Origin of the sequence: Pseudomonas sp. NFIX49 (genome assembly GCF_900115915.1) — a bacterium.
Lineage (GTDB): Bacteria > Pseudomonadota > Gammaproteobacteria > Pseudomonadales > Pseudomonadaceae > Aquipseudomonas > Aquipseudomonas pharyngis.
This window is the reverse complement of the sequence record NZ_FOYE01000006.1, coordinates 233,813-258,398: the sequence shown is the minus strand read 5'-3', so window position 1 is coordinate 258,398 and position 24,586 is coordinate 233,813. Positions and strand designations below refer to the sequence as shown.

The 24,586-nt window shown below is 62.8% G+C and carries 22 protein-coding genes; 7 read left to right on the top strand and 15 right to left on the bottom strand.

Going from position 1 to position 24,586, the window contains the following annotated elements:
• Positions 1–121: 121 nt before the first annotated feature.
• On the top strand, positions 122–1,465 hold the full coding sequence (pssA, locus tag BMZ46_RS18905; RefSeq protein ID WP_074690501.1) for a CDP-diacylglycerol--serine O-phosphatidyltransferase: 1,344 nt from the start codon (positions 122–124) through the stop codon (positions 1,463–1,465).
• A 63-nt stretch (positions 1,466–1,528) separates the two neighbouring features.
• On the opposite strand, the gene efeO (BMZ46_RS18900) is transcribed toward pssA, so the two are convergent.
• The 4 genes from efeO (BMZ46_RS18900) to efeU are packed head-to-tail and all read right to left on the bottom strand — an operon-like array spanning position 1,529 to position 5,738.
• A complete protein-coding gene (gene efeO, locus BMZ46_RS18900; protein ID WP_074690502.1) occupies positions 1,529–2,353 on the bottom strand; it encodes an iron uptake system protein EfeO in 825 nt (274 codons plus the stop codon).
• Positions 2,354–2,374: 21 nt separating this feature from the next.
• Positions 2,375–3,673 (bottom strand): iron uptake transporter deferrochelatase/peroxidase subunit, encoded by a 1,299-nt coding sequence (gene efeB, locus BMZ46_RS18895; protein ID WP_074690503.1) that lies wholly within the window; start codon positions 3,671–3,673, stop codon positions 2,375–2,377.
• Positions 3,674–3,690: 17 nt separating this feature from the next.
• Positions 3,691–4,890, bottom strand: a complete 1,200-nt coding sequence (gene efeO, locus BMZ46_RS18890) for an iron uptake system protein EfeO (protein ID WP_074690504.1) — start codon at positions 4,888–4,890, stop codon at positions 3,691–3,693.
• Between the two features lie 8 nt (positions 4,891–4,898).
• Positions 4,899–5,738 (bottom strand): iron uptake transporter permease EfeU, encoded by an 840-nt coding sequence (gene efeU, locus BMZ46_RS18885; protein WP_064381482.1) that lies wholly within the window; start codon positions 5,736–5,738, stop codon positions 4,899–4,901.
• A gap of 179 nt (positions 5,739–5,917) precedes the next feature.
• On the opposite strand from efeU, the gene BMZ46_RS18880 reads away from it, so the two are divergent.
• The 6 genes from BMZ46_RS18880 to BMZ46_RS18855 all read left to right on the top strand — a co-directional run bounded on the left by BMZ46_RS18880 (position 5,918) and on the right by BMZ46_RS18855 (position 12,794).
• A complete protein-coding gene (locus BMZ46_RS18880; protein WP_074690505.1) occupies positions 5,918–6,934 on the top strand; it encodes an AraC family transcriptional regulator in 1,017 nt (338 codons plus the stop codon).
• A gap of 279 nt (positions 6,935–7,213) precedes the next feature.
• Entirely contained in the window at positions 7,214–8,878 is a 1,665-nt protein-coding gene (locus BMZ46_RS18875) for an AMP-binding protein (RefSeq protein ID WP_039768651.1), read from the top strand.
• A gap of 15 nt (positions 8,879–8,893) precedes the next feature.
• On the top strand, positions 8,894–9,655 hold the full coding sequence (locus tag BMZ46_RS18870; protein ID WP_074690506.1) for an SDR family NAD(P)-dependent oxidoreductase: 762 nt from the start codon (positions 8,894–8,896) through the stop codon (positions 9,653–9,655).
• A gap of 12 nt (positions 9,656–9,667) precedes the next feature.
• Positions 9,668–10,858 carry an acetyl-CoA C-acyltransferase gene (locus BMZ46_RS18865; protein WP_074690507.1) on the top strand — a complete coding sequence of 397 codons (1,191 nt, stop codon included), beginning with the start codon at positions 9,668–9,670 and terminating at the stop codon, positions 10,856–10,858.
• A gap of 20 nt (positions 10,859–10,878) precedes the next feature.
• Positions 10,879–12,006 (top strand): acyl-CoA dehydrogenase, encoded by a 1,128-nt coding sequence (locus BMZ46_RS18860; RefSeq protein ID WP_074690508.1) that lies wholly within the window; start codon positions 10,879–10,881, stop codon positions 12,004–12,006.
• Between the two features lie 14 nt (positions 12,007–12,020).
• Positions 12,021–12,794, top strand: a complete 774-nt coding sequence (locus BMZ46_RS18855) for an enoyl-CoA hydratase (RefSeq protein ID WP_074690509.1) — start codon at positions 12,021–12,023, stop codon at positions 12,792–12,794.
• Between the two features lie 37 nt (positions 12,795–12,831).
• Here BMZ46_RS18855 and BMZ46_RS18850 read toward each other — a convergent pair whose 3' ends face one another.
• The 11 genes from BMZ46_RS18850 to argH all read right to left on the bottom strand — a co-directional run bounded on the left by BMZ46_RS18850 (position 12,832) and on the right by argH (position 24,552).
• On the bottom strand, positions 12,832–13,983 hold the full coding sequence (locus BMZ46_RS18850) for an acyl-CoA dehydrogenase family protein (RefSeq protein ID WP_074690510.1): 1,152 nt from the start codon (positions 13,981–13,983) through the stop codon (positions 12,832–12,834).
• 3 nt (positions 13,984–13,986) lie between these two features.
• On the bottom strand, positions 13,987–15,093 hold the full coding sequence (locus BMZ46_RS18845) for an enoyl-CoA hydratase/isomerase family protein (protein WP_074690511.1): 1,107 nt from the start codon (positions 15,091–15,093) through the stop codon (positions 13,987–13,989).
• A 190-nt stretch (positions 15,094–15,283) separates the two neighbouring features.
• Positions 15,284–15,970 carry an HPP family protein gene (locus BMZ46_RS18840; RefSeq protein ID WP_074690512.1) on the bottom strand — a complete coding sequence of 229 codons (687 nt, stop codon included), beginning with the start codon at positions 15,968–15,970 and terminating at the stop codon, positions 15,284–15,286.
• Between the two features lie 157 nt (positions 15,971–16,127).
• Positions 16,128–17,306 (bottom strand): MFS transporter, encoded by a 1,179-nt coding sequence (locus BMZ46_RS18835; RefSeq protein WP_074690513.1) that lies wholly within the window; start codon positions 17,304–17,306, stop codon positions 16,128–16,130.
• A 16-nt stretch (positions 17,307–17,322) separates the two neighbouring features.
• Entirely contained in the window at positions 17,323–18,675 is a 1,353-nt protein-coding gene (locus BMZ46_RS18830) for an MmgE/PrpD family protein (protein ID WP_074690514.1), read from the bottom strand.
• Entirely contained in the window at positions 18,672–19,562 is an 891-nt protein-coding gene (locus BMZ46_RS18825) for a polysaccharide deacetylase family protein (protein ID WP_074690515.1), read from the bottom strand. The genes BMZ46_RS18830 and BMZ46_RS18825 overlap by 4 nt, the downstream gene beginning before the upstream one ends.
• On the bottom strand, positions 19,555–20,403 hold the full coding sequence (locus tag BMZ46_RS18820; RefSeq protein WP_074690516.1) for a polysaccharide deacetylase family protein: 849 nt from the start codon (positions 20,401–20,403) through the stop codon (positions 19,555–19,557). The genes BMZ46_RS18825 and BMZ46_RS18820 overlap by 8 nt, the downstream gene beginning before the upstream one ends.
• Positions 20,404–20,545: 142 nt before the next feature.
• Complete coding sequence (locus tag BMZ46_RS18815; RefSeq protein ID WP_074690517.1) at positions 20,546–21,370, bottom strand: ABC transporter substrate-binding protein; 825 nt, start codon at positions 21,368–21,370, stop codon at positions 20,546–20,548.
• A gap of 39 nt (positions 21,371–21,409) precedes the next feature.
• Positions 21,410–22,174: an amino acid ABC transporter ATP-binding protein gene (locus BMZ46_RS18810; protein ID WP_039768627.1), complete on the bottom strand. Its 765-nt coding sequence runs from the start codon at positions 22,172–22,174 to the stop codon at positions 21,410–21,412.
• A 10-nt stretch (positions 22,175–22,184) separates the two neighbouring features.
• Positions 22,185–23,063, bottom strand: a complete 879-nt coding sequence (locus tag BMZ46_RS18805) for an amino acid ABC transporter permease (protein ID WP_011334265.1) — start codon at positions 23,061–23,063, stop codon at positions 22,185–22,187.
• Positions 23,064–23,124: 61 nt separating this feature from the next.
• A complete protein-coding gene (gene argH, locus BMZ46_RS18800) occupies positions 23,125–24,552 on the bottom strand; it encodes an argininosuccinate lyase (RefSeq protein ID WP_074690518.1) in 1,428 nt (475 codons plus the stop codon).
• Positions 24,553–24,586: the final 34 nt, after the last annotated feature.

The window sequence follows — 24,586 nt, the reverse complement described above, 5'->3', positions numbered from 1 at the left end:
GAGCGTGGGAACGATCATTCAAGCGCGCGGGAACGATCAGTCATTACAGACACTCACAAGACCCGAAGGAGTTGATGGTGTAAGCTCTCGAATTCTTCGGATTCGACCCATTGCGAGCCCTATGCCGTTGCTTTTCAAACGCTCTCTGCTGCCCAAACTGCGCAGCTTTCCGCTGACCGCCGAGGCCGTGACGATCCTGCCCGGCGCCGCCGATTTCCGTCGTTGCCTGCTGGAGAAAATCGCCCAGGCGACCCAGCGCATCTACCTCGTCGCGCTTTATCTGCAAAACGATGAAGCCGGCCAGGAAATCCTCGATGCCTTGCACGCCGCCAAACTCAAGCGTCCCGAGCTTGAAATCGCGGTGGTCGTCGACTGGCTGCGGGCCCAGCGCGGCTTGATCGGTGCCGGCAAACAGCCGGGCAACTCGGCGTGGTATCAGGAGATGACCCGCACCCACCAGAGCGTGGTGCCGGTCTACGGCGTGCCGGTGCAGACCCGCGAGCTGTTCGGCGTGCTGCACCTCAAAGGCTTCGTGATCGACGATTGCGTGGTCTACAGCGGTGCGAGCCTGAACAACGTCTACCTGCACAAGTTCGACAAGTACCGTTTCGACCGTTATCACGTGCTGCAAAGCCGCGAACTGGCGGACTCGATGCACCATCTGGTCAAGCACGGCCTGATCGAATCGAAAGCGGTACATCGCCTCGACCTGCCCAACCTGCCGACCACCCGCAGCCTGCGCAACGACATCGGCGACCTGCGCAGCCGCCTGAAGTACGCGGCGTACGACACCAGTGCCGGCAGCACGGCGCACACTGGCCTGTCGGTCAGCCCGTTGCTGGGTGTGGGCAAGAACAATCCGCTGAACCGGGTGATTCTCGAGCTGATCGCCAGCGCCCAGAAGCAACTGACCATCTGCACACCGTACTTCAACCTGCCGCTGGGGGTGATCCGCGAGATCAACCGCGCACTGGCGCGCGGCGTGAAGATCGACATCGTGGTCGGCGACAAGACCGCCAACGACTTCTACATTCCGCCGACTGAGCCGTTCAAGGTGATCGCCGCGCTGCCGTATCTCTACGAGATCAGCCTGCGCCGCTTCGCCAAGCGGCATCAGCGCAACATCGACAGCGGCCAGTTGAACCTGCACCTGTGGCGTGAAGGCGACAACAGCTATCACCTCAAGGGCATGTGGATCGACCAGCGCTACACGCTGCTGACCGGCAACAACCTGAACCCGCGGGCGTTCCGGCTCGATCTGGAAAACGCCTTGCTGATCGATGATCCGAAAGGCGAGTGGCTGGAACCGCGCCGCGTGGAGCTGGAGAACATCTTCGAACACACCACGCGGATCGAGCGATTCCAGGACCTGGAAACCCTGCCGGACTACCCGGCGGGTGTGGCCAAGTTCCTCAAGCGCGTGAGCCGGGTGCGGGTCGAGCGGTTGCTCTATCGCATTCTCTAAAACCGGCCCACAAAAAATCCCCCGAACGCAGCACGCGTCCGGGGGATTTTTTTATGCGCGGACTCAGTTCAGACCGAGTTTGCCACGCAACGTCGACAGGTCTTCAGCCAAGGTATTGACCGGGCCGACCAGCGCCTTGCGGTCGTTGTCCTTCACCTTATCGTAAGTCTCGAAACCGCCGTCCCTGGTCTTGTACTTGGCCAGGATCTTGTCCACGGTGGCGAAGTTCTTGTCGACTTTGGCGACGAAGGCTTTGTCCTGATTCTCAATCTGCGGACGGAACAGGTCGACGATTTTCTTCGCGCCGTCGATATTGCCCTGGAAGTCATAGAGGTCGGTGTGGCTGTATCGGTCTTCTTCACCGGAGATCTTGGTCGCGGCGACTTCTTCGAGCAGCGCAGCGGCGCCGCCAACGACTTTTTCCGGCGGGAAGGTCAGGCCGGCGACGCGGGTTTGCAGGTCCTTCACGTCCTTGTTCAGGCCATCCGCCAGGGCGTCCAGATCCTTGGTGCTCTTTTCCGAGAACAGCGAGTACTCGATGCGGTGGAAACCGGTGAAGTCTTCGGCTTTTACGCCTTGCTCGTGGTCGTCGACGCGAGAGTCGATGGACGCGTCGAGGTCACTGAACAGCTCGGCGATCGGCTCGATCGACTCATAAAAAACGCGGGTCGGCGCGTAGAGCTTCTGCGCGGTGGCCAGGTCGCCTTTTTTCACCGCGTCAGTGAACTGCTGAGTGTGGCTGGCCAGTTCATCCAATTGTTCGGTGACGTAGATCTTGTAGTCCGACACCGGCCCCACCAGATCCAGAGGCGCGGTCGCGGCGAACGCCGACAGCGGGGTGTTGAGCAAACCAAGGGTCAGCAATAACGCGAGTGGCGTCTTTTTCATGGGGGCGGCTCCTGTTGAATGCTATGCAGTTGTTTTTGGTTGAGTAGCGTTGAGCAGCGAGCGACCGATGAAGTCCTTGTCGCCCGTGACACCCGGCAGGGTGAAGAAGTAACCGCCGCCGACCGGCTTGAGGTATTCCTCCAGCGGTTCGCCGTTGAGGCGGGTCTGCACGGTGATGAAGCCTTTTTCCAGATCCGCCTGATAGCAGATGAACAGCAGGCCCATGTCGAGCTGGCCGTTCTTGTTCACGCCGTTGGAGTAGTTGAACGGCCGGCGCAGGATCAGGTTGGCCTGGCTCGCGGCGGTGCGCGGATTGGCCAGGCGAATGTGCGCGTCGAGCTTGGTCAGCTTGCCTTCCGGGTCCTTGCTGTAATCCGGGACTTCGGTCTCATGGCTGGCGCCCATCGGCGCGCCGGTGGTTTTCACCCGGCCAATGATGCTTTCCTGTTCCTGCAACGGCGTGCGGTCCCAGCGTTCGACAAAGTTGCGGATGATCCGCACCGCCTGATAACTGCCGTGGGCCGCCCAGGCCGGTTCATCACTGCCCGGTTGCACCCAGACGATGCGGTCCATGGCTTTGCCGTCGTTGGAATCCGGGTTGGCCGAACCGTCGCGGAAACCCAGGAAATTACGCGCCGATTGCGCCGGCACACCGGGCTTGGCCGGGGCTTGCGGCGGCACGCTGCCTTCCTGTTTCCAGCGCACCAGCAGCAGGTCCGGCAGGTTCTTCACGATGTCGCGCAGGGCGTGGATGTTGGTGTCGGCGGTGTTGGAGCAGAACTGCAGGCTCAAATCGCCGTGGCAGCAATCGGCTTCCAGCGCATCGTTGGGGAAACCGACCATGCGCACCAGACGCTTGGGTTTGGCGGACGCGAGGCCGAAGCGCTCATCGAACAACGATTCGCCGACGGACACGGTGATGGTCAGGTTGTCCGGCGTCACCACCGGGCCGAGGATTCCGGAATCCGGCGGCGGCAGCTTCGGATCGATCTGCGCCACCGGGCCGCCCTTCATCAGGAACGCGATGCGCTCGTTGAGGGTGCGGAACAGGCGTTCGAGGTCTTCACGGTCGCTGGCCAGTACATCGAACGACACCAGCATGCCGGCCGCCGGACGCGGGGTGACGATGCCAGTCTGGTGCACGCCATGGAAATCGTGGTGATCCTGGGTCTTGTCGCTGCTCGGCGCTTCGGTGACTTGCGCAGGCGCGGCGGCCATCGCCGGGCAGCTCAAAGCTGTGCCGGCCAGTGCGACACCGGCGGCACCCATGCCCATCAGTACGCGGCGACGTTGCAGGTTGAAGTGTTCGGAATCGTTCATCGGTATTTGTCTTCTGCTTACAGGCCCGAGAGGCCGAGGGCGGGATCAATGGCGTCGAGGGCGTCGGCCAGGGCCTTGGCCTTGTCGGCGATCTGCTTGCGTTGCGCACCGTTGACGGTGTCGTAACTGGCGTAGCCGTCCTTGACCTTGAAGCCGTTCAGCGTGGTATCGAAATCAGCCAGTGCGCCGTCGATTTTCGGCAGCAGGTCGGCGGCGGATTTGCTCAGCAGCGGGCGCAGCAGTTCGACGACTTTGTGCGCGGTTTCCTGATTGGCCGCGAAGCCGTTGAGATCGCTGTGGCTGTAGCGTTCCTCTTCGCCGCTGGCGGCGCGCACGTCGGCGAGGGTGTTGAGGTTGCGCACGACGATTTCCACCAGTTGCTCCGGTGGCAGCGACTGGGCCAGCAGTTGCTGTTTCAGCGTGGTGACGTTGTCGAGCAAGCCTTGGGCAATCGGTGTCAGCCCATCGAGTTTGCGTTGCTGGAACAGCGCGTATTCGAGGCGGTGGAATCCGACGAAGGCCGGATCCTGCTCGCGTTTTTCGAAGTAATCGGCGCGGGCGTTGATGCTGTTGTCCAGCTCGGCCAGGCGTTGTGCGGCGGGGGCCAGACGCTGATACGTGGCGCGGGCCGGCAAATACAACGCTTGGGCCTGGGCCAGATCGCCGCTGTCGATGGCTTGATTCAGCGCCGTCACGGCTTTGATCAGCGCGCTGCCCTGGCTGGCCAGATACACGCGGAACTCCGACAGCGGCCCGACGAAGGCAACCATCGATGGCTTGGCCTTGGCGGCGGCATCGGAAGCGGCGGTTGGCGTCACGTGCAGGGTGCCGCGCGGGTTGCTCAGCAGGCCACAGGTGATGGCGTAGTCGCCGGGTTGCAGGTTGGCGTTGATCACCTGGCTCAGGCCCGGCGCGATGTTCTCACGCTCTTCGATCACCAGCACGCCGTCGAGGATTTCCCACTCCACCGCCCGGTCGGAGCGGTTGACGATGCGGAAACTGGCGCGACCGGCCGGCACGGTCAGGGCGTTCGGCTCGCAACTGTGGGGATGGATGTTGACCACCACTTCGTCACGGTTGTGCTGACGTTTGGCGGCGGCCAGTTTCGAGGCGTAGTAGAACAGGCCACCGGCGGCGATCATCACGACCACCGAACCGGCCACCGCCCAGCGCAAGGCGCGGGGAGGCGAGGCCTGAGGAATTTTAGGCTTTGACATGAAGGCCCTTATTGGCTGGAAACGGAAGACGATTGGGCAGCAGGCTTGGGCGCCGGCATGAAGAACATGACCAGAGCCACCAGCAGATAAATCAGGTACGCGCCGAGGGTGCTGACGGTTGGTGCATCCTGATAACCGAACATGCCGGCCAGCACCGAGCCCAGCGGGCCGTCCATCGGCAGCGTCGCGCTGAAGTCGAAGAGCACGGTTTGCAGGTGGTTCCACACCCCGGCTTCATGCAGGGCCTGCACCGAGTTGGCGAGAATCCCGGCGGCGACCACCAGAATGAACAGCCCGGTCCAGCGGAAGAACGCCGACAGGTTTAAACGCATGCTGCCGCTGTAGATCAGGAAGCCGACGATCACCGCCAGAATCAGGCCGAGCAGGGCGCCGATCGGCGCGGCCGGGCCTTCGCTCTGCTGGAACACGGCGAGCAGGAAGAACACGGTTTCCAGGCCTTCCCGTGCCACGGCGAAAAACACCATGGCGATCAGCGCGATGACCTGATGCTTCGACGCGGTCAGCGCATGATCGAGGGAGGCTTGCAGTGAATGCTTGATCGAACGCGCCACCTTGCGCATCCAGAACACCATCGAACTGAGAATGCCCACGGCCACCAGCCCGACCACGCCTTCGAACAGTTCCTGCTGCTTTTGCGGGAATTCGGCACTGACCAGCTCCAGGCCACCGCCGACCAGCAACGCCAGCGCAGCAGCGAGAAACACGCCGATCCACACCGCCGGCATCCACTGGCCACGGCCGGTCTGTTGCAGGTAGCTGGCGATGATGCCAACGATCAGCGCGGCTTCGATGCCTTCGCGCAACATGATCAAAAAGGGAACGAGCATTCGGCGGTCACTGTGTAACGAAATGAGGTTACAAGTTGTAACATAATGAAAGTTATTCTCACATGGCATTCATTGACATTTAGCTGAACCTCAGCTGAACGAGTCTGAACATCCACGCCGCCCAGCCAGCTGCGCTAAGATGCCCGCCACTCGAACAACAACAGGACTCAGCGGGTTCCATGTCGGAAAAAGACACCATCGCCATTCAACTGGTGCGCGAAGCACTGCTGCAAAGTTGTGCCCCTGGCGTGGCCACGGAAGAAGTCTTGAGCAAGGTCGGGATCGATCCGGCGTTGCTGCCCACCGATGACGCCCGTGTGCCGGCCAGCCAGTACGCGCGGTTGTGGCGCCTGTTGGCGCGGCGCGGCGATGACGAGTTCTTCGGCATGGACCCGCGCAAGCTGAAATCCGGCAGCCTCGAATTCCTCTGCCGCAGCGCGATGGCCCAGCCGAACCTGGCGGCCGGGTTGGGCAGCGGTCTGAATTTTCTGTCGCTGATGCTCGAGCGCATGCCGGCGCAACTGGTGCACCAGCAGAGTCTGGCGGAAATCGTGCTGCTGGAAGACGACCCGGAACCGCGCCGCGCCTTCACCTATTTCACCTACTGGATGATCGTCCACGGCGTGGCGTGCTGGCTGGCGGGGCGGCGAATTCCGATCCTGGCCATCGAGCTGCGCTGCCCGGCGCCGGATTTTTGCGATGACTATCGGGTGATGTTCTCGGAAAACCTGCGTTTCGACCGGCCGCGCACGCGGATGATCTTCGCCGCCGATGTGCTGGATCTGCCGATCAAGCGCAGCGCCGAGGAGTTGAAACGCTTCCTGGCCCATGCCCCGGCCAACATTCTGGTGAAGTATCGCGACCCGGAAAGCCTTGCCAGCCGGATCAAGCAGGATCTGCGGCAGTTGCCCGCCGAACAGTGGCCGGAAACCGACGCGCTGGCCCAGCAGTTGTGCATGTCGGCCTCGACCCTGCGCCGGCGTCTGGCTGAAGAAGGGCAGACCTATCAGGGCCTGAAGGATAGCGTGCGCAAAGAGCTGGCGATCACCTGGCTGGCGGAACCTTCGATCAGTTTTGCCGACATTGCCACACGGCTGGGGTTTGCCGATGCGAGCTCGTTCTACAAGGCGTTTCGCAAGTGGTCGGGGACTAATCCTGGGCACTATCGCAGCTTGATCCTCAACGAAGCGGTCTGATCCACCGCTGACGCTCGCTGCTCACCACCGACTCCCGTTCCCACGCTCTGCGTGGGAATGCCTCAAGGGACGCTCCGCGTTCCAGCTCTGGAGGGGACGCGGAGCGTCCCGGGCTGCATTCCCACGCAGAGCGTGGGAACGATCAGTTGCAACCGGAATCTTGGCCAAACCAGTCATCCACTTTGAGGGCTTTGACCATTGCCGCAGCCGGCGTGCGGCGCGAGTATTCCTCTGTTGTTTACGGTTCCCCAACCTAATAAGAACAGAGGGATTCTGGCAATGCGCGATTACTTGTCTGCCACCGCACAGTTTGATTATCAGCACACCGTGGATGCCGCGCTCAGCGGCACGCTCGAGGCGCTCAACGCCTGCGTCGAATGTTGTGACCGCCATGCTTTGCCGGGGCGCATCGCGCTGTTCTGGGAAGGCCGCGACGGCGCCAGTGCGACGTACACTTTCAGCGACCTGCAGGACAAAGCCGCGCGTTTCGCCAATTTCCTTCTCGCCCAGGGCGTGCAGAAGGGCGACAAGGTCGCCGGCCTGCTGCCGCGCAACATCGAATTGCTGATCACCGTGTTCGCCACCTGGCGCATCGGCGCGGTGTATCAACCGCTGTTCACCGCGTTCGGCCCCAAAGCCCTCGAACATCGCCTGAACTGCTCCGGTGCCAAAGTCGTGGTCACCGATGCAGTCAATCGGCCAAAACTCAGTGAAGTCGCCGACTGCCCGACGCTGGTCACTGTCGGCGGTCCGAAAGGCCAGGGCATCGTCCGTGGCGATTTCAGTTTCTGGGCCGAGCTGCCCAACCATTCCAATGTCTGCGAACCGCTGATGCTGACCGGCGAAGACCCGTTCCTGCTGATGTTCACCTCGGGCACCACCGGCCCGTCGAAAGCGCTGTCGGTGCCGCTCAAGGCCATCGTCGCGTTCCAGAGCTACACCCGCGATGCCGTGGACCTGCGCCCGGAAGATGCGTTCTGGAACGTCGCCGATCCGGGCTGGGCCTACGGCATCTATTTTGGCGTGACCGGTCCGTTGTCGATGGGCCATCCGATCACCTTCTACGATGGCCCGTTCACCCTCGAAAGCACCTGCCGGGTAATCAACAAGTACGGGATCACCAACCTCACCGGTTCGCCCACTGCGTATCGCCTGTTGATTGCCGGTGGCGATGAGTTCGCCAGGTCGATCAAGGGCAAGCTACGGATCGTCAGCAGCGCCGGCGAGCCGTTGAACCCGGAAGTGATCCGCTGGTTCGCCGACAACCTCGGCGTGGTCATTCACGACCACTACGGCCAGACCGAACTGGGCATGGTCCTGTGCAACCACCACGGCCTCGAACACCCGATCCACCTCGGCGCTGCCGGTTTTGCTTCGCCGGGCCATCGCATCGTGGTGCTCGACGAGCAGAATAATGAACTCGGCGTCGGCCAGCCCGGCATCCTCGCCATCGACCGCACACAGTCGCCGATGTGCTGGTTCGCCGGTTACGAAGGCGCGCCGACCAAAGCCTTCGTCGGCAATTACTACCTGAGCGGCGACACCGTCGAGTGGAACCCGGACGGCAGCATCAGCTTCGTCGGCCGCAGCGATGACGTGATCACCACGTCCGGTTATCGGGTCGGCCCGTTCGACGTGGAAAGTGCACTGATCGAACACCCAGCCGTCGTTGAAGCGGCAGTGGTCGGCAAGCCCGATCCGGAGCGTACTGAACTGGTCAAAGCCTTCGTCGTGCTCAACCCGCAATACCGTGCCGAACCGGCGCTGGCCGAAGAACTGCGCCAACACGTGCGCAAACGTCTGGCCGCGCATTCGTACCCCCGTGAAATCGAATTTGTCAGCGAGTTGCCGAAAACCCCGAGCGGCAAATTGCAGCGCTTTATCTTGCGCAACCAGGAAATCGCCAAGGCTCAAGAGGCCGCGGCGCACAACGTTTCAGCTTGAATCAGGAAGTCAGTCATGCAGATCGAGAACAAGGTTTTTATCGTCACCGGCGGCGCGTCCGGCCTGGGCGCCGCCACCGCTGAGTTGCTGGTGAGTGCCGGCGCCAAAGTGATGCTGGTGGACATGAACGCCGACGCCGTCGCCGCCCAGGCCCAGCGCCTCGGTGCGCAGAGCGTGGTGGCCGACATCAGCAACGAAGCCGCCGCCGAAGCCGCCGTGCAGGCGACCGTTAAAGCCTTCGGCAGCCTGAATGGTCTGGTGAACTGCGCCGGCATCGTTCGCGGCGAGAAAATCCTCGGCAAGAACGGCCCGCACGCATTGTCCAGTTTCGCGCAGGTGATCAACGTCAACCTGATCGGCAGCTTCAACATGTTGCGTCTGGCGGCAGCCGCGATTGCTGAAAGCCAAGCCAACGCTGACGGCGAGCGCGGTGTGATCATCAACACCGCCTCGGTCGCTGCGTTCGACGGCCAGATCGGTCAGGCCGCGTATTCGGCGTCCAAAGGCGCCATCGCCAGCCTGACCCTGCCTGCGGCCCGTGAGCTGGCGCGCTTCGGCATCCGGGTGATGACCATCGCCCCGGGCATTTTCGAAACCCCGATGATGGCCGGCATGACCCCGGAAGTGCGCGACTCGCTGGCCGCCGGCGTACCGTTCCCGCCGCGTCTGGGCAAACCTGCCGAATACGCCGCGCTGGTGCGGCATATCATTGAAAACAGCATGCTCAACGGCGAGGTGATCCGTCTCGACGGTGCCTTGCGCATGGCCGCCAAGTAAGGAGGATTTCCCATGACCATCTCCAATGATCCGATTGTCATCGTCAGCGCCGTCCGCACCCCGATGGGCGGTTTTCAGGGCGAACTGAAAAGCTTGACCGCGCCGCAACTGGGCGCAGCAGCAATCAAGGCGGCGGTTGAACGCGCCGGTGTGGCCGCCGATGCGGTCGATGAAGTGCTGTTCGGCTGCGTGTTGCCGGCCGGTCTCGGTCAGGCACCTGCGCGTCAGGCTGCGCTGGGCGCCGGACTGGACAAGTCCACCCGCTGCACCACCGTCAACAAGATGTGCGGCTCGGGCATGGAAACCACCATCCTGGCCCACGACATGCTGCTGGCCGGCAGTGCCGATGTGGTGATCGCCGGCGGCATGGAAAGCATGTCCAACGCGCCGTACCTGCTGGATCGCGCCCGCGCCGGTTACCGCATGGGCCACGGCCGGGTGCTGGATTCGATGTTCCTCGACGGCCTCGAAGACGCCTACGACAAGGGTCGCCTGATGGGCACCTTCGCCGAGGATTGCGCCGAAACCAACGACTTCAGCCGTGAAGCGCAGGACGCCTTTGCCATCGCCTCGACCACCCGCGCCCAGCAGGCGATCAAGGACGGCAGCTTCAAGGCTGAAATCGTTCCGCTGACAGTGACCGTCGGCAAGGAACAGGTTGTGATCAGCAACGATGAGCAGCCACCGAAGGCCAAACTGGACAAGATCGCTTCGCTGAAACCGGCGTTCCGCGAGGGCGGTACGGTAACTGCGGCCAACTCCAGCTCGATCTCCGACGGCGCTGCTGCGCTGGTGCTGATGCGCCAGTCGCAAGCGCAGCAACAAGGTCTGAAACCGCTGGCGGTGATTCACGGCCATGCGGCGTTTGCCGATACTCCGGGCCTGTTCCCGGTGGCGCCGATTGGTGCGATCAAGAAGCTGATGAAGAAAACCGGCTGGTCGCTGGATCAGGTCGATCTGTTTGAGGTCAACGAAGCCTTTGCCGTGGTCGGCATGGCGGCGATGACCCACCTGGAAATCCCTCACGACAAGCTCAACATCCACGGCGGCGCCTGCGCCCTGGGCCACCCGATCGGTGCGTCCGGCGCGCGGATTCTGGTGACCTTGCTCTCGGCCCTGCGCCAGAAAGGCCTGAAACGCGGCGTCGCGGCGATCTGTATCGGTGGCGGTGAGGCCACGGCGATGGCTGTCGAGTGCGTCTGAACCCGAGTTAAGGATTTGCCATGATTCCCAATGACGACCAACAACAAATCCGCGACATGGCCCGGCAGTTTGCCGAGGAACGGCTCAAACCGTTTGCCGCCGAGTGGGATCGCGAGCACCGCTTTCCGAAAGAAGCCATCGGTGAAATGGCCGGGCTGGGCTTCTTCGGCATGCTGGTGCCGGAGCAGTGGGGCGGTTGCGACACCGGTTACCTGGCCTACGCCATGGCCCTGGAAGAAATCGCCGCCGGCGACGGCGCCTGCTCGACGATCATGAGCGTGCACAACTCGGTGGGGTGCGTGCCGATCCTCAAGTTCGGCAACGACGACCAGCGCGAGCGCTTCCTCAAACCGCTGGCCAGCGGCGAGATGCTCGGTGCGTTCGCGCTGACCGAACCCCAGGCCGGTTCCGACGCCAGCAGCCTGAAAACCCGTGCCCGGCTGGAAGGCGAACACTACGTGCTCAACGGCTGCAAACAGTTCATCACTTCCGGGCAGAACGCCGGGATCGTGATCGTGTTTGCCGTGACTGATCCGAGTGCCGGCAAGCGCGGGATCAGCGCGTTTATCGTGCCGACCGACTCGCCGGGCTACAAAGTCGCCCGGGTTGAAGACAAGCTCGGCCAGCACGCCTCGGACACCTGCCAGATTCTGTTCGAAGACGTGAAAGTGCCGGTGGCCAACCGGTTGGGCGAGGAGGGCGAGGGCTACAAGATCGCCCTGGCCAACCTCGAAGGTGGCCGCGTCGGCATCGCTTCGCAATCGGTGGGCATGGCCCGCGCTGCGTTCGAGGCGGCCCGTGATTACGCCCGCGAACGCGACACCTTCGGCAAGCCGATCATCGAGCATCAGGCCGTGGCCTTCCGCCTGGCGGACATGGCCACCCAGATCGCCGTGGCGCGGCAGATGGTGCATTACGCCGCCGCCCTTCGCGACAGCGGTCAGCCGGCGTTGGTCGAGGCGTCGATGGCCAAACTGTTCGCCTCGGAAATGGCCGAGAAGGTCTGCTCCATGGCCTTGCAAACCCTCGGCGGTTACGGTTACCTCAACGACTTCCCGCTGGAGCGCATCTACCGCGACGTGCGGGTCTGCCAGATCTACGAAGGCACCAGCGACATTCAGCGCATGGTCATTTCGCGCAATCTTTGAGAAGGAATCTGCACATGAGTTACGAAACGATTTTGCTGGAAACCCATGGCCGCGTCGGCCTGATCACCCTCAATCGCCCGCAGGCGCTGAATGCCCTGAATGCGCAACTGGTCAGCGAAGTGAACCGCGCGCTCGATGGGTTTGAAGCCGACGCGAACATTGGCTGCATCGTCATTACCGGCTCGACCAAAGCCTTTGCCGCCGGCGCCGACATCAAGGAAATGGCCGATCTGACCTACCCGCAGATCTACATGGACGACCTGTTCAGCGACAGCGATCGCGTGGCCAACCGCCGCAAGCCGATCATCGCCGCCGTCAATGGTTTTGCCCTCGGCGGCGGCTGTGAACTGGCGCTGATGTGCGACTTCATTCTGGCCGGCGACAACGCCAAATTCGGCCAGCCGGAAATCAACCTCGGCGTGCTGCCAGGCATGGGCGGCACCCAACGCCTGACCCGCGCCGTGGGCAAGGCCAAGGCCATGGAAATTTGCCTGAGCGGTCGCATGATCGACGCGGTGGAAGCCGAGCGCTGCGGCATCGTCGCGCGAATCGTGCCAAGTGCCGAGTTGCTGGATGAAGCGCTGAAAGTCGCGGCGGTGATCGCCAGCAAATCGCTGCCGATTGCGATGATGGTCAAGGAAAGCGTCAACCGCGCGTTTGAAGTGAACCTGACTGAAGGCGTGCGCTTCGAGCGCCGGGTGTTCCATGCGGCGTTTGCGACGCAGGATCAGAAGGAAGGGATGGCGGCGTTTGTGGCCAAGCGGCCTGCCGAGTTCCAGGGCAAGTAATAGCGTTCGCCCCCACGCATTGCGTGGGGGCGATCAGTCAGAGCTGATAGTTCTTCAACTCCCGAGCAATCACCATCCGCTGTATCTCGCTCGACCCCTCATAAATCTGGGTAATCCGCGCATCCCGGTAGTACTTCTCAACCGGGTAATCCTCCAGATACCCATACCCGCCATGAATCTGAATCGCTGACGAACACACCTTCTCGGCCATTTCCGACGCAAACAGCTTGGCCTGCGAAGCCTCCGACAGACACGGTTTGCCCGCCGTGCGCAGCCGCGCCGCGTGCAGGATCATCAAGCGGGCCGCGTTGATCTGCATCTGCATGTCCGCCAGCAGGTTGGCGATGCTCTGATGCTCGACAATCGCTTTACCGAACTGCACCCGATCACGGGCATAACCCAGCGCCGCTTCGAACGCTGCACGGGCGATGCCCAATGCTTGCGCGGCGATACCGATACGTCCGCCTTCCAGGTTGGAAAGGGCAATCGCCAGACCTTTACCGCGTTCACCCAGCAGATTGGCTTCGGGAATGCTGCAGTTGTTCAAGGTCACCGCGCAGGTGTCGGAAGCGCGGATGCCCATCTTGTGTTCGGTGCGATCAACCATGAACCCCGGCGTATCGGTCGGCACCAGAAACGCCGAGATGCCACGCTTGCCGAGATCCGGATCAGTGACGGCAAACACGATCGCCAGTTTCGCCCGCTTGCCGTTGCTGACAAATTGCTTGGCGCCGTTGATTACCCATTGCCCGTCGCGCAGTTCGGCGCGGGTGCGCAGGTTGTGCGCTTCGGAGCCGGCCTGGGGTTCGGTCAGGCAGAAGCAGCCGATCACCGCGCCGCTGGCCAGATCCGCCAGCCAGGTCTGTTTCTGCTCTTCGCTGCCGTAATTGAGCACCGGCCCGCAGCCCACCGAGTTGTGGATGCTCATGAACGCGCCGGTGGCGCCGTCACCGGCGGAAATCTCTTCCACCGCCAGCGCGTAGGCCACGTAGTCGACGTAAGTGCCGCCCCATTCCTCCGGCACCACCATGCCCAACAGGCCGAGTTCGCCCATCTTTGCCACCAGGGCGTCATCGATCCAGCCGGCCTTTTCCCAGGCTTGTGCGTGGGGCGCGATTTCGCCACGGGCAAAGTCCCGGGCCATGTCGCGGATCATGACCTGGTCTTCAGTCAATTCGAGATCGTGCATGGCTCAGCTCCCGCTCTCTGCGAAACCGTGGAAGAAACTCGCGACCTGTTCGACGTGCAGCGCGGTCAAGGTCGGCGGATTCCAGTGTGGTGATTTGTCTTTGTCGATCAGAAGGGCGCGCACGCCTTCGATCAGGTCGCCGCGTTCGAACCACTGGCGATCCAGATGCAGTTCGAGGGCGAAGCAGTGTTCCAGGCTCAGATGGCGGCCGCGACGGAGCATTTCCAGGGTCACACCCATGGCCAGCGGCGAGCGGGTTTCCAGCAGGTCGGCGGTGGTGGTCGCCCATTCGTGGCTGTCGGCGACGGTCACGGCGCGCAGTTGCTCGACGATGCTCGGCACATCTGGCAAGGCGAAGAAGTGGTCGATGGCCGGGCGCAAGGCTTCGAGCGGCGCATCCGGCAGGGTTTGCACGGCGTGGCGGGCCAGCAGGCTTTGCAGGTCTTTGAGCGGCGTGTCGTGCCACTCCAGATGATCAAGCTGTTCGTCGAGGATGCCGAGTTTGCTGCTGTCCAGATACCAGTCGGCGAGGCCGCAATACAGCGCATCCGCTGCACGGATCTGCACGCCGCTGACGCCCAGATAAATCCCCAGCTCGCCGGGAATCCGTGGCAGGAAATAACTGCCGCCGACATCCGGGAAATAGCCGATCGCCACTTCAGGCATCGCCAGACGGCTCTTCTCGGTGACCACCCGCAGATCCGCGCCTTGCACCAGACCCATGCCGCCGCCGAGAACGAAACCGTCCATCAGCGCCAGCACCGGTTTGCGGTAGTGGTGGATCGTCAGGTCGAGGGCGTATTCCTCGACGAAGAAATCTTCGTGCAGCGTGTCGCCGCTTTTGAAGCTGTCGTACAGCGAGCGAATGTCGCCACCGGCGCAAAAGGCTTTTTCGCCGGCACCGCGCAGCACCACCGCGTGGATATCGGCATCGGCGGCCCAGGCGTCCAGATGCTGCTGGAGCTGGCGCACCATGTCGAGGGTCAGGGCATTGAGGCCGGCGGGGCGGTTGAGGGTCAGATGACCGATGTGATTGCGAACCTCGGCCAGCACTTCGTGCGGCGTGGCATCCATGGACGAAGTCCGCGGGGATGAAGCCTGAGCAGTCATCACTAACTCCCTGCTTTTATTGTCTTTATTCGAGAAGCTCGCGCGCGAGCGTTAGCGGATCGTAACAGTGCAAATTTGCCGTGTACAACGGGGATATGTGCACGGGCTGTCTGCATTTTTACCTTAGGCCAAATGCACGGGATCGCGGCTTCTTTTCAATCGACAACGCTGACAGGGACAGGCTCCGGACTCAGCGGAATACCTGACCAATGCTGCGCCGCTTGGCGTGCAGTTCACTGGCATGAATCAACTGTTCCAGATCCTCCGGCGTGACATCGATGAACGCCTCCATATCGGCCAGTGCCCGTTTCAGATCCTCGGCCGTAATGGACTGAATATCCACCGGCGCCACGGCCGGCGCCGGTCCTGCGGGGCGTTTCGGGTAGCGGATGCGGGTGAGGTTGTTGTAGGCCAGTGCGGCGAGCAGCAGGCACGCGGCGCTGAGCATCACCGGTTCCAGGGCTTTCCAGTCCATGGCGATGGTCATCGGGTCGGCCAGCACCATGGTCAACGCGACGGCGCCGGCCGGCGGGTGCAGGCAGCGCAGCCAGCACATCAGGATCAGCGCCATGCCCGCCGCGAGGCACGCACTGCCGAGGGTTCGGCCGAGGACGTGGGCCACCAGCAACGCGACGACGCCGGCGCACAGGTAGCCGCCGATGATCGACCATGGTTGGGCGAGGGCGCCGGAGGACACCGCGAACAGCAACACTGCCGAAGCGCCCAGCGGGCCGATCAGGTGGTAGGCCACTTCAATGCCGAACACCTGACTGCACGCCCACACGCTGAACAACGTGCCCAGGGCCATGCCGATGGCGGCGCGGCTCCATTCAGTGGGGCGGGTGTTGATGGCGGCGGGCAACCAGCGAGCGAGCATGCAGAATCGATCCTTTGCGAAATTCAGGGCAAAAAAAAGGACTTGTCCGTAAACGCGGAAAGTCCTTCGAAGTGTTCCAACTATTGGGGGAGGAACGCGCACAGTGTGCCAAGCAATCTCGATGCTGACAAATTCATATAAATGCAGTTTCAGTGCATTATTTGTGAAGTAAAGCCACGCGCCGCCCACTCATGAAACACAGGAATCCACCCATCGCCGTCAGTGCGCTGAGGGCGTAGAACATGGTCGGCGCCGGCGTATGCATCAGCAGAAAGCCGCAAATCACCGGGCTCAGCGCGCCGCCGAGGGCCGCCAGGTTCTGCGCGCCGTAATAGCTGCCGCGCAGTTCTTCGGGCGCCAGGGTGTCGACGAACAGAAATTCCGACGGGTAAATGATCATCTCGCCGAGGGTGAAGATGAACATCGCGATGCACCACGTCACCAGGCTGTCGGCGAGGCTGAAACCGATCAATCCAACGATGAACAGGCTGGTGCCGGCGGCGATCCAGTAGCGCAGTTTTTCCCGGTTGAGGAAGCGGCCGATCTGGTACTGCAGCAGAATCACCGCGATGGCGTTGCAGGCGAGCAGGGCGGCCATGGTTTGCAACGCCCGCTGCGAATCCTCGACCACCAGCAGGTATTGCGACAGGTACAGGGTGAAGCGGCCGTGAACCACGGTGCTGAGCAGACAGCCGCAGGTGAACATGATCAGCGTGCGGTCGTTTTTCAGGGTGATCAGCGTTTTCAGGAAGCTTTGCGGCTGGCCGATGGCGGCGACCGGGCTGGCATCCTTGGGAATCCCGATCATCAGGAAGATGCTGCCGAAAGCGATACCAGCGGCAATCAGGAACGGCGCAATCGGGTAGACCCCGGCGATTACCACGCCGAGCATCGGGCCGGTGGCGTAGCCGATGTTGGTCAGGGTGTAGCGCAGGGAAAACGCCTTGGCCCGCTGACCCATGGGCAGGTTTTCACTGAGGATCGCCTTGGAGCCGATCAGGAACAGCGCCGAGGCGGTTTCGGTGATGACCAGGGTGGCGGTCGTCAGGTACAGGTCTTTGGCAAAGGTCAGCAGCACGAAGCCGATGGCGCTGGAAAGCATCGCCAGAATCAGCAACCGGCGCTTTTCCAGCCGGTCGATGATGTAGCCACCGTACAGCGCAAGCAGGGTGGCGATGAACACCGCGATGCCCAGCAACAACCCGACATCCTGTTGGTTGAGGCCGAGCTTGTTGCTCAGAAACAGCGTGAGCAGCGGACTGGTGATGGCGCGGCTGACGACGATGGTCAGCGAAACGATCATCAGGCGGCGGATAACGAGCGAGTAGGTGGCCACGGAAAATCAAATGTCCTTATTCGGTTAACAGGTGCTCGAGATCGCGCACGGAATCCAGCGTTTGCAGTTGCCGCAGCTGCGCCAGTAACGGCTCGGCCTTGACCGGTGAAATGACTCGCAGCGCCAGACTGAAAAACTTCTCCTCCAGCGCCGCCTCGCTCAGCGGATTGCCCGGCGCGCCCAGCGGCACCTCGACACACAGACTCGTCTGACGCCCGTCGCGGGTTCGCACCACGACCACCGGCTCGCCATCCTCCGATAGTCGCTCATCCACTTCAAGGCGAATGCGCGTCAGCCAGTGGGCAATACGCGGATCGTCGCGCGGCTGTTCGTCGTAAGCCTCGAGCCGGCAATGGCCGTGCACCAGTCGCGCGGCGAGGGCGTAGGGCAGGCTCATTTGCGCGGCGGCCAGACTTTGGATGTCGCGACCGCCGCACATGTCGAGCAGAAACCCGCACAGGTTGACCTGCACGTCTTCCACCTGATCGGCGCCAACCTGCAATTGCTCCAGCAACAAGCCGAGTGCATCGATGGCCGAATGGGTGCCACGACACGCGGCATAGGGTTTGATCGAACAGCGCGCGAGTTTCCAGACCTGTCCCAAATCAGCATCCAGCGCGTCCGGCTGCGCGCTGCACGGTGCCAGGGTCTTGAGAAATCCACCCCAGACATCCTCGAACAATACCGACGGTCCACTGACGCCTTCACGGGCAAAACGCGCCGCGAGCAAACCACCCTCGGCCGCACGGCCGCTGTGCAGTTTCTTGCTTTGCGAACCGTCATGGATGAACGCCCACAACCCGCCGCTGAAACTACCGGCAATGCCCAGTGCCGACACGGTTTGCCCGACATCCAGCGCAAAGATCCGCGCACAGGCCGCCGCCGCGCCGAACACACCGCAAGTGGCGGTCGAATGCCAACCGGCGCCGTTGTGGGCCGAATAACTGCCGCAGGCTTCCAGTACCCGCCGGCCGATTTCGTAGCCGATCACCACGGCGGTGATGAACTCGCGACCGTCCACCGGCCGATCCACCAGCGACAGTGCCGCCATCACCGCCGGAAGCACCACCGCGCCCGAGTGATCGCACCCGCCGGTGTCGTCCAGCTCCAGCGCATGGGCGGCGATGCCGTTGAGCAATGCCGCATGCCCCGCGCCGACCCGCAACGATGAACCCCAGACCAACGCAGTGCCGGGTTCGGCGCCGAACACCTGCCGCGCCTGAAGCGCCACCGCGCTGTCGGCCCCGGCCAGTGCTGCGCCGAAGGTGTCGAGAATGTGTCGCTTGGCCTGTTCCACCAACGCTGGCGGCAGGTCTTCAAAGCGTGTCTCGACGCAAAACTGCGCCAGCCGCTGCATGCGTTCGGTCATACGAGGTAGTCCCGATAATGGCGCTCATACACCGACGCCGGATGATCCTGCGCAACCGGCGCCGCCGTCTGCGCCCACCACTGCGCGACTTCGGCGCCGGTGGCGATCCACACGTCGTGATGCTGCTGAATGCCTTGCAGCAATTCGCGCAGCACGCCGATGCGCCCCGGTGTGGCGATGATTTCCGGGTGCAGGCGCAGCACGTAGCACAGGCCGAAGCGGTGGAAGCCGGCGAAGTCCATTTGCAGGTTGCCCAGGGTGTGGCTGTAAGAGGCGATCCGCGATTGCGCCGGCGGTACGGCCGGGCTCAGGTTGAAGGCGAAGTAGGGTTCGTCTTCCAGTTCGTAATGCAGCGGCAACTCGACCACTTCGGGCGCGGTCGGGTGCAAGAACGGCAGGTCATCGCCACGCCATGAGGAAGACCAGAGAATGCCGTGATCTTTCAAGGCTTCGATGAAGCCCGGCGCGCCGTTACCCGCCGGAATCCGGAAGCCGGTTGGATGCACGCCGGTAAGTGCTTCCAGCGCTGCGCAGCCTTTGGCGACTTCCGCACTCTGCGCCGCCAGATCCAGCGTGTCGTAATTCTGATGGCGGTAACCGGCGCAGGCGATTTCATGCCCGTCAGCCAGAATCGCGGCGATGTGCTGCGGGTTTTCTTCGGCAACGATGCCGGGCACGAACCAGCTGCTGCGCACCCCGAGTTCCCTGAACAGGCCGAGCAAACGCTCGACGCCGCGTTGCGTGCCGTAGCGCCACACCGACAGCGTCTTGTCGCGCCCCGCGACTTCCGGGGCCTGGGTGAGAATGCCGTGGATGTCGTTGTAATCGACGGTCAGCACCACCGCGCAGCGTTTGCCGGCGGGCCAGAGGTTGTCAGCGTCAGCCATGGTGATGCTCCTTCAGCCACCAGCGGGCGACGTCGCGGCACGTGGCGAACCACACGTCATCGCGCTGGCGCATGTGTTCGAAGAGTTTCTCCAGCAACAGGATGCGCCCCGGTTTGCCGGTGATTTTCGGGTGGAACAGGGTGGTCAGGCACAGGCCTTCGTCCATCGCGCCGTTGTACTCGCGTTGCCAGTTGTCGAGGGTCAGCTCGTAGCTGGCGGTGCGGTCGAGCCCGGACGGGAAGTTCGGTGCGCGGGTGTAGGCGAGGGAGGCGTAGTCGTCCATTTCCCAGCGGCCGGGGATCTCCACCAGCGGGGTGTCGTGGCCGGGGACGTTGACCAGATAAGGGCGGTCGTCGCCGCGCATGCTGCTGGAATAGATGACGCCGTTGTCGGTCAGCATCGCCGGGGTTTCGGCACGCCAGTCGCCGGACGGGGTGCGAAAACCCTCGGCGCGGATGTGCAGATATTGCCAGAACACGTCGCGGGACTTGTTCATCACGGCCTGCTGCTGGTCCAGCGTCAGGGCGTAGAAGGATTCGTGTTTGTAGCCGTGGTAGGCGACTTCATGACCGCGCTCGACGATGGCCTGGCATTGTTTCGGCCAGTTTTCCACGACCCAGGCGGGGACGAAGAAGGTGGTCGGGATCTTGAAGGCATCGAGCAGATCCAGCAGGCGTGGCAGGGCGCGATACGGGCCGTAGCCGCCGAAGCCGAAGTATTCGGGTTTGTGCCAGATCGAGTTGTTGAGCATGGCATCGCCGGTCGGGCCGTCGAGGTCGAAGGCCAGGGCGAGGCAGGCTTTGTGCTGGTCGGGCCAGGTGGGTTGGGGTGAGGAGGACATCACAGCGCTCCGATACTCATCTGTAGGAACTGCCGAAGGCTGCGATCTTTGTTCGGGACGCAGAGCGTCCCCGGCTGCATTCCCACGCAGAGCGTGGGAACGATCAATCAAAAGATCGCAGCCGGGCATCCGTGGCGAAGGTTTACTTGCCCGCGTTAATGGTCACATCCTTGATCGCACCCAGCTCCAGATCCCACTTCTTCAGAATCGCGTTATAGCTGCCGTCATCCACCATGCTCTGCAGCGCTACCTTCACCGCTTCACTCAGCTCAGGCTTCTTCTTGCTCACACCCAACCCGGTGAACTGCACGGAGATCGGCTGGCCGACCGTTTTGTACATGTCCTTTTCCTGGGTCTTGAGGTACGACAGGGTTTCGCTGCCCTGCATCGCCGCATCGATACGGCTCTGGCGCAGTTGCGCACGGGCGTCGGCCGAGCCTTCGGTGCCGATCACGTTGATCGCCGGTTTCCCGGCGGCTTCACAGTTGGCCTTGCTCCACTCGGCGATTTCCGCCGGGAAGGTGGTGCGGCGGCTGGTGCCGACTTTCTTGCCGCACAGGTCGATGATCTCGTTGGTCGCTGCGTTCTTCTGCAAGGTGTAGAACTGCGGGCCGCTGGTGAAGTAGTCGACGAAGGTCACGCTGGCCTGGCGCTCGGCGGTGTCGGTCATGCCCGACAGGACCATGTCCACGCGATCGGTGGTCAGGGCGTTGATCATTTGCTCGAAGCCGGTCTCCTGCCACTTGATCTTCACCCCGAGGCGTTCGGCCAGGGCGTTGCCCAGGTCGTAGTCAAGGCCGGTGAGCTTGTTGGTGGCCGGGTCCTTGAAATCCATCGGCGGATAGTTGGGCATGATCGCGACGACGATCTCGCCTTTCTCCTTGATGCTGGCCGGCAACTCGGCGGCCACGGCGACACCGCAAGACATGAGGGAGGTGAGTACTGCTGGAATGACGAAGTTCTTCATGGACGTTCTCTTATGAGTGTTGTGAAGGCCAAAGGGGCCTCAGGTTCGAACGGCAGAAATGAAGCTTTGGGTGCGCGGGTTTTGCGGACTTATTAGTATTTCTTCGGGGCTTCCAGCCTCCACGATCTGGCCGCCGTCCATGAACACCATGCGGTTGGAAACCTCCCGGGCGAAGCCCAGTTCATGGGTGACGACGATCATGGTCATGCCGGTCTGCGCCAGATCGCGCATCACCGACAGCACCTCACCGACCAGTTCCGGGTCGAGTGCCGAAGTGGGTTCATCGAACAGCATCAGCTTGGGTCGCATGGCCAGCGCGCGGGCAATCGCCACCCGTTGCTGCTGACCGCCCGACAGTTCGATCGGGTAGCTGTTGCGTTTGTCGGCCAGGCCGACCCGGGCCAGCAGTTCCAGGGCTTCTTCGTGCGCCTCTTTGGGCGAACGCTTCAGCACCTGGCACGGGCCTTCGATGATGTTTTGCAGCACAGTCATGTGCGGGAACAGGTTGAAGCGCTGGAACACCATGCCGGTGGCCAGGCGCTGGCGGGCGATCTGCGACTCGTTGAGTTCGTGCAGCTTGTGCCCGACGACGCGGTAGCCGACCAGTTCGCCGTCGACCCAGAGGCCGCCCTTGTCGATCTTTTCCAACTGGTTGACGCAGCGCAGCAGGGTGCTCTTGCCCGAGCCCGACGGGCCGATGATGCACAGCACTTCGCCTTGCTCGACCTCGATGTTGATGTCCTTGAGCGCGTGGTACTGGTCGTAATATTTGTTCAGGCTCACGGCCTTGACGATGTTTCTCATGTTCGACTCCTCAAGAACGCTTGCCGGCGCCGCGAGCGAAACGACGCTCCAGACGGCTTTGACCAAAGGACAGGACAGTGACGGTGGCCAGGTACCAGATACCGGCGACGATCAGCAGCTCCATGACCCGGGCGTTGGCGTAGTAGATGTTCTGGGCGTTGTAGAGCAGTTCCGAGTACTGGATGACGCTCGCCAGCGAGGTCATTTTCACCATGCCGATGAATTCGTTACCGACCGGCGGAATGATGATCCGCATGGCCTGCGGCAGGATGATCCGGCGCAGCGCCTGCAAGCGCGGCATGCCGATGGACTTGGCGGCTTCGTACTGGCCGGTGTCCACCGACAGCAGGCCGGCGCGCACCACTTCGGCGGTGTAGGCGCCCTGGTTGATGCTCAAGCCGAGCAGGGCGGCCACGAACGGGGTCATCAGGCTCACGGTGTCGAGTTCGAACAGGCCGGGAATGCCGATGGTGGGGAAGATCAGCGCCAGGTTGAACCACAACAGCAGTTGCAGAATCAGCGGCGTACCGCGAAACAGCCAGGTGTAGGTCACGGCCACGTAGCGCAGGATCGGGTTGGCCGACATGCGCATGATCGCGGTGATCACCCCGAACACGATGCCCAGCGCCATGGCCAGCACGGCCATGATGATCGTGTTGAACAGGCCCCACATGATCGCTTCGGAGGTGAGGAACTGGCCGATGTACGACCATTCGATCTTGCCTTCGGCGAAGGCCCGCACCAGGCCGATGATGGCGATGACGATCACGGTGGCGAAGAAGATCCGCCCGTAATAACGCCGTGGCACATGCTGGTACTGGGTAATGTCGAACTGGTTTTCCGCCAGTTTGCGCTCCGCCTGGAGTCGTTCTGCCTGAGTCTGGCTCATGGTGTTTCTCCGTACACTGTACTTGTCGATCAACCCCCTCCCGATGGGAGGGGGACCCGGCTTAGAGGCGGAAGCCCTGGTAGTTTTCGGTCCACTGTTGCTGCGCGGCGAGGGCGGTTTTCAGGCGGCCGATCTGCTCGCGCACCTGTTGCGGTGCGGTGCCGCCCCAGCCGCTGCGTGCTGCGATGGCGGCTTCCAGGGTCAGGCTGTCTCGCACGTCTGCCGTGAGGCGCGGGTCGATCTCGGCCAGCAGCGCCGGCGAGGCTTCCCACAATTCGAGGTCGTGTTTTTCGCAGGCCTGCACCAGCGCGCCGGTGATTTCGTGGGCCTCCTTGAACGGCACGCCGCGCACCGCCAGCCAGTCGGCGACTTCAGTGGCGAGGGTGAAACCCAGCGGCGCCTGACGCCGCAGTTCCTCGACGTTGACGGTCATGGTCGCGACCATCCCGGCCATGGCCGGCAGCACCAGCAGCAAGGTGTCGACGCTGTCGAGCACGCCGTTCTTGTCTTCGCTCAGGTCGCGGTTGTACGACAGCGGCAGGGATTTGAGCGTCGACAGCAGGCCGGTCAGGTTGCCGATCAGACGCCCAGCCTTGCCCCGCGCCAGTTCGGCGATGTCCGGGTTTTTCTTCTGCGGCATGATCGAGCTGCCGGTGGCGTAGGCGTCGTCCAGATCGACCCAGCGGAACTGGCGCGACGACCACAGGCAGAACTCTTCGGCCAGACGCGAGATGTTGATCCCGAGCATGCTGGCGATGAACAGGAATTCGGCGACGTGATCACGGCTGGCCACGGCGTCGATGGAGTTTTCGCAGACCCCGGCGTAGCCCATTTCCCTGGCCGATTGTTGCGGCTGGCGAGCAATCGCGGAACCGGCCATGGCCGCAGCACCGAGGGGCGACAGCGAAGTGCGGGCGTCCCAGTCCACCAGGCGTTGCACGTCGCGCAGCATCGATTGCGCGTGGGCCAGCAGGTGATGGGCGAACACGATCGGTTGCGCCTGCTGCAAGTGGGTGAAGCCCGGGCAGATGCTTTCGACATGCTGCTCGGCCTGATCCACCAGCGCCGTTTGCAGGGCCAGCACTTCCACGGCCAGGGTGCGCACGTGGTCACGCAGGAACAGGCGCAGGTCGTTGGCGGTCTGGTCGTTGCGTGAACGGCCGGCGCGCAGCTTGCCGCCCAGTGCGCCGAGGCGTTCGGTCAGCAGGCGCTCGATGAAGGTGTGAACGTCTTCGTCGTCCAGCGTCGGGGCGATGCGCCCGGCAGCGAAATCGGCACCGATGCCGTCCAGGGCTTCGATCATCGTGCGGGTTTCCTGCTCGTCGAGCAGGCCGGCACGTTGCAGTTCCCCGGCGTGGGCCTTGGAGCCGGCCAGATCGTACGGCGTCAGGCGGAAATAGCGCTCGGGGCAACGGGACAGGGCCGCCAGGGCTGCGGACGGGCCGCTTTTGAAACGGGCACCCCAGAGACGGTCGGTGGTTTGAGACATTGGTTGTTTTCCTCGTCGGTAACGCGAACTGAAA